The sequence below is a fragment of the Nocardia sp. Tas62D01 genome, assembly GCF_055232035.1.
In genome coordinates, this window is record NZ_JBUYUZ010000001.1 from 8,483,861 (window position 1) to 8,499,375 (window position 15,515).

19 protein-coding genes and 2 pseudogenes are annotated in these 15,515 nt (G+C 66.7%); 10 read left to right on the plus strand and 11 right to left on the minus strand.

The window, feature by feature from the left end; genetic code table 11:
• Positions 1 to 313 precede the first annotated feature (313 nt).
• The 3 genes from mdlC to ACV7NQ_RS41105 all read right to left on the minus strand — a co-directional run bounded on the left by mdlC (position 314) and on the right by ACV7NQ_RS41105 (position 4,067).
• Positions 314 to 1,915, minus strand: a complete 1,602-nt coding sequence (gene mdlC / locus ACV7NQ_RS41095; protein WP_463364429.1) for a benzoylformate decarboxylase — start codon at positions 1,913 to 1,915, stop codon at positions 314 to 316.
• A gap of 200 nt (positions 1,916 to 2,115) precedes the next feature.
• Positions 2,116 to 2,667: a cupin domain-containing protein gene (locus ACV7NQ_RS41100; protein WP_463364430.1), complete on the minus strand. Its 552-nt coding sequence runs from the start codon at positions 2,665 to 2,667 to the stop codon at positions 2,116 to 2,118.
• A gap of 35 nt (positions 2,668 to 2,702) precedes the next feature.
• Positions 2,703 to 4,067 (minus strand): aldolase/citrate lyase family protein, encoded by a 1,365-nt coding sequence (locus ACV7NQ_RS41105; RefSeq protein ID WP_463364431.1) that lies wholly within the window; start codon positions 4,065 to 4,067, stop codon positions 2,703 to 2,705.
• Positions 4,068 to 4,145: 78 nt separating this feature from the next.
• On the opposite strand from ACV7NQ_RS41105, the gene ACV7NQ_RS41110 reads away from it, so the two are divergent.
• Together ACV7NQ_RS41110 and ACV7NQ_RS41115 are read left to right on the plus strand one after the other, a co-directional pair.
• Positions 4,146 to 4,793, plus strand: coding sequence for a TetR/AcrR family transcriptional regulator (locus tag ACV7NQ_RS41110; RefSeq protein ID WP_463364432.1), 648 nt, complete (start codon positions 4,146 to 4,148; stop codon positions 4,791 to 4,793).
• On the plus strand, positions 4,790 to 5,524 hold the full coding sequence (locus ACV7NQ_RS41115) for a dienelactone hydrolase family protein (RefSeq protein ID WP_463364433.1): 735 nt from the start codon (positions 4,790 to 4,792) through the stop codon (positions 5,522 to 5,524). Before ACV7NQ_RS41110 ends, ACV7NQ_RS41115 begins: the two co-directional genes overlap by 4 nt.
• Before the next feature lie 70 nt (positions 5,525 to 5,594).
• Here the strand turns inward: ACV7NQ_RS41115 and ACV7NQ_RS41120 are convergent, their stop codons facing one another.
• Both ACV7NQ_RS41120 and ACV7NQ_RS41125 read right to left on the minus strand, forming a co-directional pair.
• Complete coding sequence (locus ACV7NQ_RS41120) at positions 5,595 to 6,455, minus strand: MBL fold metallo-hydrolase (protein ID WP_463364434.1); 861 nt, start codon at positions 6,453 to 6,455, stop codon at positions 5,595 to 5,597.
• On the minus strand, positions 6,452 to 7,195 hold the full coding sequence (locus ACV7NQ_RS41125) for an SDR family NAD(P)-dependent oxidoreductase (RefSeq protein WP_463364435.1): 744 nt from the start codon (positions 7,193 to 7,195) through the stop codon (positions 6,452 to 6,454). The genes ACV7NQ_RS41120 and ACV7NQ_RS41125 overlap by 4 nt, the downstream gene beginning before the upstream one ends.
• Before the next feature lie 128 nt (positions 7,196 to 7,323).
• Between ACV7NQ_RS41125 and ACV7NQ_RS41130 the strand changes: the two genes are divergently transcribed.
• Both ACV7NQ_RS41130 and ACV7NQ_RS41135 read left to right on the plus strand, forming a co-directional pair.
• On the plus strand, positions 7,324 to 7,782 hold the full coding sequence (locus ACV7NQ_RS41130) for a MarR family winged helix-turn-helix transcriptional regulator (protein WP_463364436.1): 459 nt from the start codon (positions 7,324 to 7,326) through the stop codon (positions 7,780 to 7,782).
• 206 nt (positions 7,783 to 7,988) lie between these two features.
• On the plus strand, positions 7,989 to 8,468 hold the full coding sequence (locus ACV7NQ_RS41135; RefSeq protein ID WP_463364437.1) for a hypothetical protein: 480 nt from the start codon (positions 7,989 to 7,991) through the stop codon (positions 8,466 to 8,468).
• A 9-nt stretch (positions 8,469 to 8,477) separates the two neighbouring features.
• On the opposite strand, the gene ACV7NQ_RS41140 is transcribed toward ACV7NQ_RS41135, so the two are convergent.
• Complete coding sequence (locus ACV7NQ_RS41140) at positions 8,478 to 8,993, minus strand: hypothetical protein (protein WP_463364438.1); 516 nt, start codon at positions 8,991 to 8,993, stop codon at positions 8,478 to 8,480.
• Positions 8,990 to 9,196: a hypothetical protein gene (locus ACV7NQ_RS41145; RefSeq protein WP_463364439.1), complete on the minus strand. Its 207-nt coding sequence runs from the start codon at positions 9,194 to 9,196 to the stop codon at positions 8,990 to 8,992. Before ACV7NQ_RS41145 ends, ACV7NQ_RS41140 begins: the two co-directional genes overlap by 4 nt.
• 49 nt (positions 9,197 to 9,245) lie before the next feature.
• Between ACV7NQ_RS41145 and ACV7NQ_RS41150 the strand changes: the two genes are divergently transcribed.
• Entirely contained in the window at positions 9,246 to 9,623 is a 378-nt protein-coding gene (locus ACV7NQ_RS41150) for a DUF4913 domain-containing protein (RefSeq protein ID WP_463364440.1), read from the plus strand.
• Positions 9,624 to 9,684: 61 nt separating this feature from the next.
• Positions 9,685 to 10,401, plus strand: coding sequence for a metal-dependent hydrolase (locus ACV7NQ_RS41155; protein WP_463364441.1), 717 nt, complete (start codon positions 9,685 to 9,687; stop codon positions 10,399 to 10,401).
• 267 nt (positions 10,402 to 10,668) lie between these two features.
• Here ACV7NQ_RS41155 and ACV7NQ_RS41160 read toward each other — a convergent pair whose 3' ends face one another.
• Both ACV7NQ_RS41160 and ACV7NQ_RS41165 read right to left on the minus strand, forming a co-directional pair.
• A complete protein-coding gene (locus ACV7NQ_RS41160) occupies positions 10,669 to 11,130 on the minus strand; it encodes a VOC family protein (RefSeq protein WP_463364442.1) in 462 nt (153 codons plus the stop codon).
• A pseudogene (locus tag ACV7NQ_RS41165) lies at positions 11,127 to 11,746 on the minus strand (DinB family protein). The gene ACV7NQ_RS41160 and the pseudogene ACV7NQ_RS41165 overlap by 4 nt, the downstream one beginning before the upstream one ends.
• Before the next feature lie 62 nt (positions 11,747 to 11,808).
• Here ACV7NQ_RS41165 and ACV7NQ_RS41170 point away from each other — a divergent pair.
• Positions 11,809 to 12,807 (plus strand): helix-turn-helix transcriptional regulator, encoded by a 999-nt coding sequence (locus ACV7NQ_RS41170; protein ID WP_463364443.1) that lies wholly within the window; start codon positions 11,809 to 11,811, stop codon positions 12,805 to 12,807.
• Positions 12,808 to 13,002: 195 nt separating this feature from the next.
• Here ACV7NQ_RS41170 and ACV7NQ_RS41175 read toward each other — a convergent pair.
• A pseudogene (locus ACV7NQ_RS41175) lies at positions 13,003 to 13,119 on the minus strand (Tn3 family transposase); the annotation flags it as partial.
• 6 nt (positions 13,120 to 13,125) lie between these two features.
• Between ACV7NQ_RS41175 and ACV7NQ_RS41180 the strand changes: the two are divergent.
• The 3 genes from ACV7NQ_RS41180 (at position 13,126) to ACV7NQ_RS41190 (ending at position 14,149) form a co-directional block, all read left to right on the plus strand.
• Entirely contained in the window at positions 13,126 to 13,287 is a 162-nt protein-coding gene (locus ACV7NQ_RS41180; protein WP_463366145.1) for a hypothetical protein, read from the plus strand.
• Between the two features lie 245 nt (positions 13,288 to 13,532).
• Complete coding sequence (locus ACV7NQ_RS41185; RefSeq protein ID WP_463364444.1) at positions 13,533 to 13,802, plus strand: hypothetical protein; 270 nt, start codon at positions 13,533 to 13,535, stop codon at positions 13,800 to 13,802.
• A 29-nt stretch (positions 13,803 to 13,831) separates the two neighbouring features.
• Positions 13,832 to 14,149: a hypothetical protein gene (locus tag ACV7NQ_RS41190; protein ID WP_463364445.1), complete on the plus strand. Its 318-nt coding sequence runs from the start codon at positions 13,832 to 13,834 to the stop codon at positions 14,147 to 14,149.
• 368 nt (positions 14,150 to 14,517) lie between these two features.
• Here the strand turns inward: ACV7NQ_RS41190 and ACV7NQ_RS41195 are convergent, their stop codons facing one another.
• Positions 14,518 to 15,378, minus strand: coding sequence for an SDR family NAD(P)-dependent oxidoreductase (locus ACV7NQ_RS41195; protein WP_463364446.1), 861 nt, complete (start codon positions 15,376 to 15,378; stop codon positions 14,518 to 14,520).
• Between the last annotated feature and the right edge of the window lie 137 nt (positions 15,379 to 15,515).

Genomic DNA, 15,515 nt, shown 5'->3' on the forward strand with positions numbered 1-15,515 from the left:
CCTCCAGGTACCGCTGCGCCAGCCGGCGTTCCTCCGCGGTCAGTGGCAGCCGCCGCTCCGCTGGCGCGTCCGACCTCGGAACCCGCCACGGGCAGCCGGCCGAGAGTCTGTCGTGCCCGCCGCCACTGGGGTTGATCGCAATGCACCATGGCCCGCTGGTACAGCAGCCGGGCGCGCTGTTCGAGAGTGGGTTCGCCGCGGCCGAGGTGGCACACCTTGTATTTGCGGCCCGCCCGGAAGGTTGAAGTTGACGAAGTGAATGCCTAATTCCATTGCGGTAGTGTTCCTTTCATCATTCGGTGAGGTCGGGCGATCAGCCGCCAAGGGGAACGCCGGGTGCGACGTCGACGATGATCATGTGCGGTCCTTTGGCCGTCGTGAATGCTTCCTTCGCTGCGACGGCCAATTCGTTGGGCCGTCCGGTTCGCACGGCGGGGATGCCGTAGCCTTGGGCCAGTGCCTGGTAGTCGAGGTAGTCGAGGTCCAGGCCCGGCACACCGGTGGTGGACAGGTAATCGCCGAAGCCTTTGAGGATTCCGTATTCGCGGTTGATCAGGACCAGGAACGTCACTGGAAGCTGGCGGCTGGCCGCGGTGTACAACCCTTGGATGCCGTACTGTGCGCTGCCGTCGCCGCTGATCGCCAGCACCGGCCGTTCAGGTTGGGCGAGCTGGGCACCTACTGCGCCGGGGATGGCGAAGCCGAGACCGCCGGCGGCGCAGAAGAAGAAAGAAGCCGACCGGCGCACCTTCATTCGGTCCCACATCGCCGGCGCACCGTTCATCGATTCGGTGACGAGGATGCCGTGGTACGGGAACAGCGGCCCCAGTATGTCGAAGACCTGGCATGCGGTGAGCGTGTCGACGGCGGGCGGGATCTGCAGCGGCGTGAGTGGCGCGGGCGCGGGCCTGGTGGTCCGCGGTAGGAGTTCGAGCAGACCTCGCAGGGCAAGGGCGGGGTCTGCGACCAGCGCGTCGCCGAGCGGCGCGCGGGCAGCCGCGTCCGGATCGTCCATGATTGCGATGAGTTCGGCGCCGGGTGGCAGGTAGTTGCCCGGCGCATACGGGTAGTACTGAAATACCGGTGCCCCGGCGACAAGGATCAAGTCGTGCCCGGCGAGTGACTCGGACAGCCACCCGATGCCGGTGGGGAGGCTGCCCCGGAAGTGTGCGTGGTCGGTGGGAAATCCGACGCGCGAGGTGTTCGGCGCGAGCCATACCGGCAGATTCTGGGTTTCGGCCAGCGCGACGCCTGCCTCGAACCCGCCCGGTGCCGCGTCCAACCCTGCTCCCACCACCAGCACGGGGTTGCGGGCGGCTGTGAGACGCTTCGCGAGCGCGTTCAGCTCGACGGGCGCGGGCACAGACCGGCCGGTGATCCGGCGTGCCGCCAGCGGTTCTGTCATGCCCGCTTCGGCGGGCTGATCGAAGTCGTCCATCGGCAGTGACACGAACACCGGGCCGGCCGGCGGCAGCGTCGAATAACGAAACGCCCGAGCCAACGCCGCGGGCACGTCCTGGGCGCGGGGCGGCTCGAATGCCCATTTGACGGCAGGCTTGGGCAGTGTTGTCGGATCGGGGTTGGCCAGCAGAGGTTCCATGGTCAACGTCGCCCGCACCTGTTGGCCGGCGGTGACGACCAGGGGGCTGTGCCCGCTGGCCGCGTTGACGATTGCGCCCATCGCGTTGCCGAGGCCCACCGCGGTGTGCAGGTTCACCAGGGTGGGCTCGCCGGTCAGCTGGGCGTAGACGTCGGCCATGCCGACCACCGCGCCCTCGTGCAAGCCGAGAACGTAGTCGATGTCCTCGGGGAAGTCGGCCAAGAACGGCATCTCGGTTGACCCGGGGTTGCCGAACACCTTGCGCAGGCCCAGCGCGCTGAGCAGTTCCCAGGTGGCCTGGTGAACGGTGGGCATCGCGAATCACCTCTTGCGATCTAGGTTTTCGGGTGGAGCGTGCGTGCTCGGGTAGTGCGCACCATCAGTGCGGGATCCGGGTGGGTGGATTGGGCCCGCCAGCAGATCATCCCGTCCGGCCGGATGAGCAGGTCCCCCGGTCAGCGACCCGGATGGATTGTGGGTGGCTGCGGCGACCCTGACCCCGGACATCTTCCTGATTAGCTTTCGTCGGGTGGGGTGGCGTCGGTCATGGTGCCGACCAGCAGGCATGGGGCGCCCGACCGGTTGCTCCAGGCGTGGTTGGTGCCGCGGATGATGACGGTGTCTCCGGGCCGCATGAGCGTCTCATCGTTGTCGGTGACGAGGTAGATTTCGCCGCGCACGCAGGTGAGGCAGTCGAGGGTGTCGGTGCGGTGCATGCTCGGATGCCGGGCGAGGTCGGTTCGGCTCGGCTGGTGTTTCTGGTGAACCTGTTGGTTGAGGTCGGCGAGGACGCGGCGGTGCTCGTCGGCGTCGACGGCATCCGGCGGGATTTCCAGCGCCCGGCAAATCATGCCGTTGGGGAAGGGTTCGCGGCGCGCGCCCAGACCCTCCGTCTGCGACCGGTCGCCGTCAATGGTGTTATCGACGGGGGTCTCTTCGGTCGCCCACAGTGTGGCGCGCCAGTAGAACCCGTCGAGGGACTGGACGTTGGTCAGACCGTGTTGCAGGACCGTCGAGCGGCCGTCGGAGTCGGGTCCGACCACCAACCTGTTCAAACGAGTCGTCACTGCACTGTTCCTTTCAATCGTGGGTTGTCGGCTTCTCACGCAGTGATATGCGGTGCGAAGTCTGGGGTGGGGGTTTCGGGCCGGATGTAGGCAGTGCCTTGCACCGAGTCGCCGGCGATACGGACGGTGTGCTCGCAGAACCGCCGAAATCCCATGACATCGAGGCCGAGGCAGAACACCTTGACGCCGTCGTCAAGCGCAGATTTGCAGCCGTCGACGCTGGGATCGAGTACTGGACCGCCCATGACCGCGACGCCATGCCGGTCGGCGGCAGCTTGGACCTTCAGGTACGCCTCACGGATCTTGGGGCTGTCGGTCATGTTGGTGCCCTCGCCCATGGCGTAGGCGAGATCGCCGGCACCGAAGGCCAGGATGTGGACTTGGTCCAACGCGCAGATCTCGTCGATGTTGTCGACGGCGTCGGGGTGCTCGATGAGCGGGACGACGAGGAAGTTTCGGTTGTTCCATTCGGCGTAGTCGACGAAGCTGCGGTAGGAGTACCGGGCGGCGCGGGTGGCCGGGCAGATGCCGCGGGTTCCTAACGGCGGAAATAACGCGGCGTCGAAGACACGGCGCACATCGTCGGCCGATTTCACCTCGGGCACGAACAGGCCTTGGGCGCCGGCTTCCATCGCGCGTCGGATGGCGGTTTCGTCCGTACTGCTCGGCACGCGGACCAGCGGCACCAAGCCGACGATGTCGGCGGCCAGGATCGCGTCCTCGATGGCTCGGGGGTTGGCCGGGGAATGTTCGGTGTCGAGCATGACGAAGTCGAAGCCGGTCAGCCCCAAGACTTCGATCAGTGCGCGATTGGCGGTGAAGCACTGCATACCCAACGGAATCTGGTGCTGGTCGATCATGGCGAGCAGGCGGTTGTCGGTGTCGAACATGGTTGGTGCTCCTTTTCGGTGGCAGGGTGGTGGTAGATCAGGTGCCGGGATCGGCTCGCAGGTCACACCCTGTGATCGCGTGGATGGCGCACGCTTTTCGTTGTCATCGGGTAGGTGGCCGCTGACCCCGACCGCACCGATCAGGTCGTCGTTCTGGTCGCGGATCAGCACGCCGCCGGGGACGGGCATGAGGTTGCCCTCGGCCAGCGCCACCAGGGCGTTGACGAAATCGGGATCCGATGCCGCGCGTGCGGCCAGGGCGCGGCTGCCCACACCCATGTTCAGTGCTCCGTGGGCTTTTCCGCGGGCGATGCGTTCACGCAGCAGGCTCGAGCCGTCTTCTCCGGCGAAGGTGACAAGCCGGGCGGCGGCATCGAACACCGCAACCGTCATCGGGGGGAAATCGTTGCTGCGTGCGTGCGCGAGGGCTCGGTCCACGATCGCGCGGGCGCGGGCCAGGTCGATCAGCGCAGCCCTCGTATGTGAGACATCTCGACTCCAAACAAACATAATTGTGTTCATTTGTCTTTAAATGTACGCCCGGTGCCGGATGTAGCGCCAGTACTCGTGTTCGTTTAGTATGGGTATGTGCCAAGACTCAGCGAAAAGACCCGCGCGCAGCGCCGCCAACACATCCTCACCAGTGCGTGGACCTGCTTCTCACGCGGCGGCTTCCACACCACCTCGATGGACCAGGTGATCGCCGCGACGGGGATGTCCGCTCGGGCGGTCTACCGCTACTTCGGCAGTAAGGACGAGATCATCTACGCCACCGTTGATGAGGGACTGTCGCGGGTGCGGGGCATTTTCCTGGCGCTACTCGATCGCGACCCCAGCCCTACTCCGGCCGAAACGCTGACCCTGGTGGTCGCCGAACTACGCAGCAGGACGAACAACCCCGACTACGACATGACCCGCATCGCCCTTCAGACCTGGGCGGAGACCCTGCGCGATCCGGCGCTGCAGAAACGTGCCCGCGCGCTGTACCTGGAAACCCTCGACCACATCGCCGAACTGGCCCGCCGCTGGCGCGACGAGGGGCACATCCCGCCGTACTCGGATACCAACGCCGTTGCCGCGACACTATTTTCGCTGATGCACGGCCTGATCGTCATGCACCACCTCGTCGACGACGTACCGTCTGATGCCCTGCGCAACGGACTATCGCTGCTCGGTGCGGCCGTCGTCGGCCCCTACACATTGCCCGCCACACCATCACGGGAGGCCTCACCATGACCGACATCAACCTGACCGACCTAGCCGCCGACCGCGACGGCTCCCAGCCGCTTCGTGGCTACCTCGCCAGCCCACCGGGCACCGGCCCGTGGCCCGGCGTGGTGATGATCCACGAGATCTTCGGCCTCGACGACGTCATGCGCGGCCACGCCGACCGGCTCGCCGAATTCGGTTACCTCACCCTGGCCGTCGACCTGTTCAGCGCGGGTAGCACCGCGCGATGCCTGGTCGCCACGATGACCGCCATGATGCGTGGCCGCGGCCGCGCGTTCGCCGACATCTCCGCCGCCCACGACTACCTGGCCGGTTCTCCCGACTGCACCGGCAAGATCGGCGTCATCGGCTTCTGCATCGGAGGGGGCTTCGCGCTCCTTACCGCGAACGACACCGCGAACGACGGATTCGACGCGGCCGCAGTCAATTACGGCCAGCTACCGCGTCACCTCGACGAAGCAGTGGCAGGCGCCTGCCCGATAGTCGGAAACTGCGGCGGCCGCGACCCCTCACTCAGGGGGGCGGCCGACCGGCTCGACGCGGCCCTGGACAAAGCGGAGGTGATCCACGACGTCAAGGAATATCCGGCCGCCAGTCACGCATTCCTCAACGACACCGAAGCCGGCCCCCGCGTGCTTCGTCCCCTCCTGCGGATAGCTGGCATCGGCCCGGAACCCGAGTCCGCCAAGGACGCCTGGAACCGGATCGAAAGATTCTTCGCCACCCACCTGAACTGACAATCCTTTTCATCAAACCCGCCGTCGCCGAGGCCGCGCGAAAGGGCCTCACTCAACGCACTGAGGCCACCTAGTTGCGGCCTGCGTAGAGTGCTTGGCTGCTGCCCCAGAGGCTGCTGCGATTGAGGTGGTCCGGATGCCGCCGGATCATGGCGTGGTAGAAACCCTCCGGTGTCGGCTCTGTCTCGAGCATTTCGTCGACGTCGGCCAGGTAGCGGCGGGTCTCCAGGATCTGCCGGCCCGCGTCGTCGTCGTGCCCGCGGTTCTTGTGGCCAGCGACGATCCTGCGTACACCGAGCGCTTCGACCACGGCGATGGCACGGCGCCACGCGTCGCGGCCCCCGTCATGGGATTCGACGAGGTACTGGTGGACGCCGTTGTAGACGACATCGCCGGCGACGACGAGGTCGAGGTCGGGGACGTGCAGCACGCTGGTGTCGTCGGTGTCGCTGTGCCCGACCCCGATGACGGACAGCTCGTGTCCTTCGAGGATGAGTCGGTTGCCGAGGTCCTCGGCAGCGACGGCCGTGACGGGGGATGCCGGGATCTGTCCGGGCAGGATCTTGTCCCAGAAGCCCGCGCGCGCCTGGGCGGCTCGGTGCATCTGCTCAATGGTCCCAGCCGTGGCCACAACCTGGGCGCCGGGAAACCGGTCGGCAAGGCTCGCAGCGGTGAACCAGTGGTCGCCGTGCGCGTGGGTGGCAAAGATGTACGTGAGCCTTCTGCCGTCGGCACGGACCCGGTCCGCGACGGCGTCCGCGTGGGCGGCGGTGAGCGGCGGGTCGACGACCACAGTCTCGCTGCGGCCTTGGATCAGCGTCGTGGATACGGGCGCCCAGGTACGGGCACCCCCGTCCGGCAGGCGATCCGGCAACGCGAGCGGGATCGTCCCGGACACGTGGACCTCGTAGCTCAGGCCGAGGGCGCTCACTGCGCCGCTCCGAGCGAGACGAGCGCGGCCTCGGCCTGGTCCCGGTTCAGCAACTGCACTAGCCGTCCGGGCTGCATCGAAGCGGAGGCCGCGACAGCGACCGCCCCGATCTGCGGGGAAGTGACCTGGGCGGGTTCGTCGGCTTCGACGAAACGGGTCGTCACGGGGCCGAGTTCGAGCAGGAACACACGCTTGGCGCCCTGAAGCTCGGCGGCGAGCACCCGGTGCATCATCTGGAGCGCGGTCTGCTCCATGCTCACCAGGCCGCTTCCGGGAATCGGGACGTAGGCGGACTCGCCGACGACGACGGAGTACGCGCCCCGCTGCGTCATCCGAGGCAGGGCCGCGCGCAGCACGGCCATATGAGCGGTCGCCAGGCCCACGAAGGCGGCCTGCCAGTCCGCCTCGTCGATCTCCCACAAGCGCTTGCCGTGCCACCAGCCGCCGATCGGGGCGACGACGTCGTCCGCGCCGCCCAGCCGGTCGACCATGGTCGCGACGAGCGCCTCGGCGCCCGCGAAGCTCGTGTAGTCGTGCTCGAACAGGTGCAGGCGCTCAGTTGCCGCCTCGCCGAGCAGCGCGCGGAACTCCTCCGCCCGCTCCCGGCTGCGCGTGGGCACCACGACCTGGGCGCCAGCGGCGAGATAAGCGCGCACCGCACCCTCCCCCACCCCTCCGGTGCCGCCGGGGATCAGAACTCGCCGATCGGAGAGGTCGGGAGAAGAGACGTTGTCGAACACGGGGCATGCTCCTTCGACCAGCCTGAGCCGGCAGCGATCCCGCCGGACTTCTTGCGTTGGGCTTTCCAACGTTGGTTATCCCAACGTAGCACAGATCGGTTGGGAATCCCAACGGTTATAGTGAGGGCATGGGTGATGCGGGCGACGACCTCCAGCCACCGGCACGGCTGCGGGCGCTCACGAGCTGGCAGGCGAACAAGGTCTCCACGATCGGGGCACGCATGACCGCGCGGTACATGCCCCTGACGGCGCGCTCCGATTTCGCCGTCCTCGCCGCGCTGGAGGAGTGCGGCGCGCTCAGCCAGGCCGATCTCGGCAGGCGGCTGGGCCTGGACCGCAACGACGTCAGCGACATCGCGACCAGGCTCCAGGCGGGCGGTCACGTCGACCGTCAGGCCGACCCCGGCGATCGGCGCCGGAACCTCGTCACCATCACCCAGACGGGCGCGCGCTATCTCGAGCAGATCCAGCTCAACGCCGACAAGGCCCAGGCCGAACTGCTGTCAGGCCTGGACGCGGATGAGCGCCGCCAACTCCATGCGCTCCTAGCGAAGACCCTGGAGGCGCACAAGCCAGAACCTGCATAGGCCCTCCGGCGCGGAGCTCAGTCGCGGACGCCGGTGACCTGGGTGTACGACAGCCGACCGGCACCGGAGTGACCAGCCAGGGCAAGCCCCGGCCCATCGCGACGATTGCTGATCGGATCTTCGGCTGATCTGGCCGCGCCGAGGCGGATGGTCAGCGTCGGGAAACGATCATTTGCCGACATTCCAGGTAGTAGACCTGAAAGCCCATGACTGTGGCACGGGCCACTGACAAGTTCGCCGAGCGGCTACCGCCCAGATCGCCAGCCGTACAGGTGAACTCGACCAGCAGCACCCGAACCGCGCTCGTCGTCGACGACCTTCAACGGGGCGCCGCACCCCCCCGCGGCCCCCTTTCTGGCGTATCGGGTCCCACCCCACCTGCGGCCATGGCCTCACGGCAGGTTTCTGGCGTATTCCGGTCGCCCCCCACGGAAACGGTTCGCCTGCACCGCCTAGCCCGCCGTAGCCGCATCTTCCTCGGTATCACGGCCTCGGTCCCGCTCATCGGCGTCGCGGGCGGTTTGGTCTTCCTCGATCCCGGTCAGGTACAGACGGTGATCGGCTCGATCGTCGCGCTGTGCGTCGTCGGCCTCTTCGCCTTCGCCGGCGCGCTACGGGTCTTCTATGCCCTCGAAGCCGACTTGCACGCCCTGGACCGGATCGTCAACCTACACGCCCAGCACTGATCGGGCAGCTTAGGGTTGGATCGCAGCGACCACTTCGTGAGATTCCGCCAGAAGTTCCAACAGCGCGCCGTCGGTGGCGAGGGCGAACGCATCCTCGATCGCCGCCTTCGCTCCCCCATCCGACAGCCAGGCGGCAAGCTCCCGATAGGCGTTGTCGGGAACGAGCCTGCCACGACGCCGCCCGACATCGTCGATCAGGAAATCACGCAGATTGCGAATGGCCGCACCAGTTTCCAGAAGCGACCAACTCGCCAACTGTCGGGCGACGCTGCCATCGGCACTTCCGAACGCACACAACGATGCGGCCGGATCCTCCAGTGCCGGATACTCGGTGAGAACGTCTGTCCACAGCGCCTTCATGAGCTCCGCAACAATCACCGATTCCGGCCACGATTTCCAGTCCGCGTGGCGCAGATGGTCGTACACGATTTCGATATCGGGCCAGATCATTTCACCCGTGTGGCACAGCTCCAGGATCCGCGGCGTGAAATACCGCAGGTCCTGCGCCGAACCGATCGTGGTCATCGAGCTGGCGGCGTACCCTGTAGCTCGTTGGCGCTCAGCAGCTTTCGCGGCTTGCTCAGCAGCACCGCGATCTCCTCCGCGGTAGTGCAGCAGGGGCAGGATTCGATCCGCGTCGGCCGTGGCGCCAGCGCAAAGGCATCGTCCAAATCGGCGAGTACCGAACGGGATGTCCGCGCGCCCGCCGACTTACCGTTGCCTTGCATGGCGGAACAGTAGCAAGCTGGAGGTGCACCGCTTCCCTGGGGGGAACGAATGAGTTACGAGCCACCACCGTATGTCTACGCGTCTGTTGTCGAGTTCGTCGAGAACTATCTGACCCTGGTCTATCGACGCGCTGTCGACGACACCATCCGAGTGTGGTGCCCGGAATGGTGGCAGCACGCCGAAGCCGTCGTGCGACTCGATGCGCTCTGGCGGACCTGGGAGTACTACCGACTCGATGGGCGCACCGGGCTTTCGGTGTGGTTGCTCGACCACGCCGATCCCCATATGCGGCAACTCTTTGATCCGGACGGGCCGTTCCACGGCTGCTCGGTGCGGAAGGGGCACACGAACAAGGTGCCGCCGCTGCCACTGAAAGCGGTTCCCGCGAACCTGTTTCGCGACCCCACCCTCTCCCGGGAGGACTAGCGCTCCCCTACCCTGGTCAGCGCCTATCTGAAAAGTACTGTGGTCAACTAACCTTCATGCGGTGTTAGGACATTCTCATGCGACAAGTGGCGCCTTTGCCTGGACAGTGGCGGCGGCGACATTGCCCATCTCCGCGTTGACGTATCCCGTATTGGCAAGCGCGGACGCGCATCTCGGCCCCGTCGATCTGCTGCTGGGTACCTTTCTCACCGCGGGCGCCGCGCTGTTGCCCGACGCGGACCACCCGAACGGCACCATCGCGCATGTGCTCGGCCCGGTCTCGCATTACTTCTGCCGCTTCATCTCCTGGATTTCAGGCGGGCATCGGCATGCAACGCACTCGTTCGCGTTCGTGATCGCGGTGGCCTGCGGTACCTGGGCCGGGGAGCATTGGCTCGGACGATATTTCACTCTCGCGCTTGTTTTCTTCCTGCTCGCCCTTGCCGTCAAAGCACTTCATATCTGCCCCTCGGGCGAGGGCATCGAGGCGTGGGGCACCGTTGTCATCCTCGCCGCCGCAGGCACATTCGCGATGGATCACTGGATCACCGATAAGCCGGCCTGGCTGCCGTTCTCCGTGGGTCTTGGCGCATTGGTCCACCTCGGGGGCGATTGCCTAACCGACCGCGGCTGCCGCCTGTTCTGGCCGTTCCCGTTGCGTACCCGTGTACCGGTGATCGACCGCACCGGGAACAAGATCGAGACCTGGGTCCTGTCACCGCTCTTTACGCTCGGCACGCTCAGCGTGCTGTGGCACGTTTTCAGCACCAGCCCATAACCAGTGGCGACTATTCTATCGTTGGATACGGGATTCCGGTAGTAATTCGCCGAAAATTCAACGAAGTTCGGCCTTGCGCCTGATCAGCGGGTATGGCTGCTATTTCCGCGGCGGCCTTGCCGGGGCCGGGTCGCCGGTGAGTGATGAACACAGGTCCGCGGGTGCGGTCAGCCGCGCGATATGCGGCACCGTTCCAACGCCGCGCCTTCGTCGTGCGACTACAGGAGCGGGCTCGAGCTGTCGAATAGCGCCTACAGCCGAGTTGGGTCAGTCCAGGCAGAACTCGTTGCCCTCGGGGTCGGCCATCACGATGAAGCCGGCGCCCATCGGGGGATCGGGCTCGTGGCGACGTATCCGTGTCGCTCCCAGCGCGATGAGCCGATCGCACTCGGCTTCCAGCGCCGCCATCCGTTCCTCTCCCTGTAGTCCGGGAGCTGCACGGACGTCGAGGTGGACGCGGTTCTTGGCGACTTTGTCCTCCGGCACCTGCTGGAAGAACAGTCGTGGGCCGTGCTCGTCCGGGTCCTCGATGGCCGATTTCGTGTTGCGCTGCTCCTGCGGTACACCGATACGAGCGAGGAACTCGTCCCATGCGGCCAGTGGGTCGGCATCGGCGGGCAGGTCGACTCCGGGCGGGCCGGGATGGACGTAGCCCAGTGCGTCGCGCCAGAAGGTCGACAGTGCCTGCGGGTCGTGGGCGTCGAAGGTGATCTGGATGTGGCGGCTCATCGGGTTGCTCCGTTCGTGGCGGGTTGCGTGTGCAGGTAGAGGTCGCGCAGCAGGCAGACCTCGGACAGGTGGTGGATCAGTTCGCGGTGGATGTGTAGCACCAGGTCGGCCATGGTCGCCTCGGGGTAGGGCTCCTTCGGGCCGACCGGGACCCGGAGCCCGGCGTCGCCGAGGCTGTGCACCTCGGCCAGCCAGGTGTCGCCGAGGCTGTGCACCCCGGCCAGCCAGGTGTCGAGCTGGGCTTCGAGCTGGTCGAGTGCTGTGGCCGCGCTGCTGGCGTATTCCCAGGTCTCGTATGACGCGGCGGGAGCACCGAAGTGCGCCGCGTTGCGCGCGGCGAGCACGCCGACGATGACGTGACCGAGTCGCCAGGCGATCGTGGTGAAGGCTGCGGGGACCGGCTCCGGGGATGCGTAGTCGATCGTGAAGTCTCCGGCACCGACCTGCACGGGCGCGGTCGAGCTGCCGCCGGCCGCACGCTCCAGGCGTCCGGCACCGGCGACCAGAAGTACTCGTCGTCGGTGAGGCCGTCGAGCCGGGCTCGGAGCTGATGGTTCCAGTGGAACTCCCACTGCTCGCGCAGCGTCCGGTTCCAATCGAGTTCGTCTGCATCCATGCGGCTACCCTGACATCCCTAGCGGACAGTATCGGTCCGCTATTTCTGGCAGGCTGGGGGACGTGGACGTGGCGAGCGGTGAGGAGCGGGGTACGACGGAGCGGGTGCTCACCCTGCTCGGGCTGCTGCAGCAACGCCAGGTTTGGACCGGCCCCGAACTCGCCGCCCGGCTCCGGGTCACGCCGCGCACGGTACGGCGCGATGTCGAGCGGCTGCGCACGCTCGGCTATCCAGTCCATGCCAGCCAGGGTGTCGGCGGCGGCTACCGGCTCGGGCCGGGGCAGGACTTGCCGCCGCTGCTTCTCGACGACGAGGAGGCGATCGTCACCGCAGTCTCGCTGCTGGCCGGCGCGGGTAGCGCGGTCGCCAGCGCCGGCGACGCCGCACTCCGGGCGCTGACCAAGCTCGACCGGGTGCTGCCCACCCGGTTGCGGCACGAGGTGCGCGCGCTCGCCGGCTCGGTGGAATCCTTCGGCGGAGGCCGCACACCGGTCGACCCCGAGGTGCTCATGACACTGGCCAGAGCCTGCCGCGACGGGGTCGAGACCGGCTTCGACTATCCGTCCGGGAGCGAGGTGCGATCGCGGCGGATCGAGCCCTACCGCTTGGTCGCCTCCGACCGGCGCTGGTATCTGCTCGCCTACGACCTCGATCGCGACGACTGGCGCAGCTTCCGCGTCGACCGCATGACCGATGTGTCTGCACGGACCTGGCACTTCCATCCGCGTGCTGCGCCCGACGCAGCGACGTACGTGCAGGAGGGTGTGACGAGTCGGGTCTACCCGCACCAGGCACGCTTTCTCGTGCACGCGACGGCCGACACTGTCCGCGCGCAGATTCCGGCGTCGGCGGCCGTCGTACGCCGGCGAGACAGCGAGCACTGCGAGGTGCTCAGCGGCGCCGCCAGCCTCGACTTCGTGCTCATGCACGTGCTCCTGCTGGGGCACAACTTCGAGGTACTCGACCCTCCGGAGCTGGCGGCGCGCTGTCACGCATTGGCGCAGCGACTGCTGACGGCCGGTGCAACGATTTCACCGATGCCGGACGTGGAGGGTTCGTGAGCCGCGGACATCGGACATCGTCAAGATACTTGCAGCACAAGGCAATACAGCAAGGCGCTACCCGGCATGGGGCCCGACCACGATCGCAACAGCAACCACCAGCGATCCGCTCATCGGCATAGATGTTCGAGGAGGGTGGCCAACCGCACGTGACGTGATCAGAAAAGGGTGTCGCGGACCCGCAGCGGCCGGTAGCCGGTGGCCCGGGTCGGACCGATATCGGGCTGCGTAGATCGTGCAACGCAGTGCCCCGTACTCCTCAAGCGCCGCCGGGAGAGCGTTCTGCCGACCCGATGCCGTCAGCTCGCCGATTCGGTAATGAACAACGACGTCGACCTGCGCGACAACAAGGTCGTGAAGCACGACCCCGCGCAGTCGGTGGTGAAACTCGAACTGGGCGACCGGATCACGCTCGATGCGGCACAGTGCGATGACCTCGCTGCCGCGGTACTCGCCGACCTCCAGACGAAGTTCCGATAGAAACCGAGCACAAACCGTAGGGCTGTAGCCTGTTTCGGCCCGCTATGGCGGTGTCAGCAGGCTGCGCCCGCGGATCGCGTTGGCGGAGCCCCCCGTCCTTGCCGCGCCCGGCTCGGCCGGGCGTTTCGGTGACTTTAATAGAGGATGGAAACCATCTATAAATGCGCATATCTACGTATCAATATGTTGCATGAGCCGCCATTCCTCCCGACAGGGAGCACTCGCCTGGCTAACCTGTTGCATGTTTGCCGGGCCCACCATGCAACCTCACCGCTGGACTCCGCCTCCCTCCCCCGCGCAACTCGCAGCGCCACACCACTCCCCCGGTCACCCGGCTGGAATTGCCCGGAGCCGCGACCGAGGACGTGGTGCTCGCGCCCGACGGGCGAGTGCTCGCCGGGCTCGACGACGGCTCAATCCTCAGCATCGATTCAGCCGACGGGGATGTGCGCTGCCTGGCAAATACCGGCGGCAGACCGTTGGGTCTGCATGCCGACGCGGATGGCTCGTGCTGATCTGCGATTCGATTCGTGGGCTGTTGCGCATGGATCCCGCGGCCGGTATCGAGGTTCTCGTCGACCGGATTGACGGGGAACCACTCCCCTTCGCCAGCAACGTCGTCCGGGACGACGATGGCGCCATCTATTTCTCCTCGTCGACCCGCCGCTATTCGTTCGATACATGGATGGGCGACATTCTGGAGCATTCCGGGACCGGCCGCCTGTTCCGCCGCGATCCGTCGGGACGGATCGAAACACTGGTCGACGGGCTGCAATTCGCCAATGGGGTGGTCTTGTCCCCGATCGTTCCTGCGTGCTCGTCGCAGAGACCGGCGCGTACCGGGTCACCCGCTATTGGCTGACCGGGCCGAAGGCTGGCACGCACGACTACCTGATCGAGAACCTGCCATGCTTTCCGGACAATATGGCCCTCGGCAGCGACGGAGGCCTGGATCACCCTTCCCTCCCCGCGAAAAACGCCGTGCACGACTTCTAGGTCGAGGGCACCAATTTCTCGATGGTCACGGGCGTTGTCGAAAGCAACGGCATGCTCTATCTCGGCAGTCTCACGGAGACCGCCATAGGGATCACGACCGTGCCGTCGTAATCCCGGCTGCGCTGTCACAGAGTGTGCAGGTCGGCAACGCACAATCCTGGCTTCTCGCACGCGGAATCGCTTGCGCACCGGCGTGCGCCGAATCGGGGTGCGCGGCAAGTCCCTTTCGACCGATCAGGTTCGGGTGGCAGCGAATTCGGCGAGGGTGGTCGGTGGGTGGCCGCCGAACTGTTCGATGGTGGCGGTCACCTGGTAGAGCCCGGTGCCTTCGCCGAGGATGCGGAAGATCTCCCAGAGCTTCGACAGGTGTTCGGCGGCGTGGGCGGAGCCGTAGAAGTTCAATGCCCAGCTGTGCCATTCGCCGGGTACTAGTTCGGTGTAGGTGGCGCCGAGAGTGCGGGCGGCACGGTCGATGGACATGACCTCGCCGGTCAGCAACTGGACCGGGTCGACCGGAATGCTCGGGTCGGCGAGTATGCCTGCCGCGACGCGGGCGACGTCTTCGGCGGCGATCAGTGGGAGCACGGTCTCCGGTGGGCCCATGGGCATGGCCAGTAGGCGGTCGTTGCCCGCGCCGGCGAGCAGGGCGAGGTTTTCGAAGAACACCGCCGCGCGCAGGTGGATCGCGCCGATGCCTGCCCAGTCGAGGATCTGTTCGGCCACCCAGTGCTGTCGCATCCGCGGTGTGCCCGCTTGCGGACCCGCGGCGAGTTGGGATGCGGCAACGACGCGTTCGACGCCGCCCTCGCGGGCAGCTGCGGCGAAGGTGCCCGCGGCCTCGATCAGGCCGTCGATTACCGGATAGGTGAAGTAGGCCGACCGGATGCCTTGCAGCGCGTCCCGCATCGAGGCGATCTCGCGCAGGTCGCCGACGACGACCTCGGCGCCGAGCCCGCGGAGGACAGCGGCGCGTTCGTCGTCGCTGCGGACCAGTGCGCGCACGGCGAGGCCCCGCTCGAGCAGGAGTCCGACGACTCGCCGTCCGGTGGATCCCTGGATTCCGCCCGCCGCCCCTGTGACCAGTATCGGTTCCATATCCTCACGGTACGTGTCCGGCGGTGGGTGTCCGTGGCGTTCGGTGACATCGATACATAAGGGCGGCAAGGGTTTCCGCCAGCGGGCAAATTTCAGTGCACACTTGGACACTGAATATATGGAACCCGCAACGACAG

Coding starts and splice junctions, on each gene's coding strand:
- mdlC (WP_463364429.1), bottom strand. CDS start 1,915: ATGCCCACCGTTCACCAGGCCACCTGGGAACTGCTCAGCGCGCTGGGC.
- ACV7NQ_RS41105 (WP_463364431.1), bottom strand. CDS start 4,067: ATGTTTGTTTGGAGTCGAGATGTCTCACATACGAGGGCTGCGCTGATC.
- ACV7NQ_RS41115 (WP_463364433.1), top strand. CDS start 4,790: ATGACCGACATCAACCTGACCGACCTAGCCGCCGACCGCGACGGCTCC.
- ACV7NQ_RS41130 (WP_463364436.1), top strand. CDS start 7,324: ATGGGTGATGCGGGCGACGACCTCCAGCCACCGGCACGGCTGCGGGCG.
- ACV7NQ_RS41135 (WP_463364437.1), top strand. CDS start 7,989: ATGACTGTGGCACGGGCCACTGACAAGTTCGCCGAGCGGCTACCGCCC.
- ACV7NQ_RS41140 (WP_463364438.1), bottom strand. CDS start 8,993: ATGACCACGATCGGTTCGGCGCAGGACCTGCGGTATTTCACGCCGCGG.
- ACV7NQ_RS41145 (WP_463364439.1), bottom strand. CDS start 9,196: ATGCAAGGCAACGGTAAGTCGGCGGGCGCGCGGACATCCCGTTCGGTA.
- ACV7NQ_RS41150 (WP_463364440.1), top strand. CDS start 9,246: ATGAGTTACGAGCCACCACCGTATGTCTACGCGTCTGTTGTCGAGTTC.
- ACV7NQ_RS41160 (WP_463364442.1), bottom strand. CDS start 11,130: ATGAGCCGCCACATCCAGATCACCTTCGACGCCCACGACCCGCAGGCA.
- ACV7NQ_RS41180 (WP_463366145.1), top strand. CDS start 13,126: ATGAACAACGACGTCGACCTGCGCGACAACAAGGTCGTGAAGCACGAC.
- ACV7NQ_RS41190 (WP_463364445.1), top strand. CDS start 13,832: ATGGATCCCGCGGCCGGTATCGAGGTTCTCGTCGACCGGATTGACGGG.
- ACV7NQ_RS41195 (WP_463364446.1), bottom strand. CDS start 15,378: ATGGAACCGATACTGGTCACAGGGGCGGCGGGCGGAATCCAGGGATCC.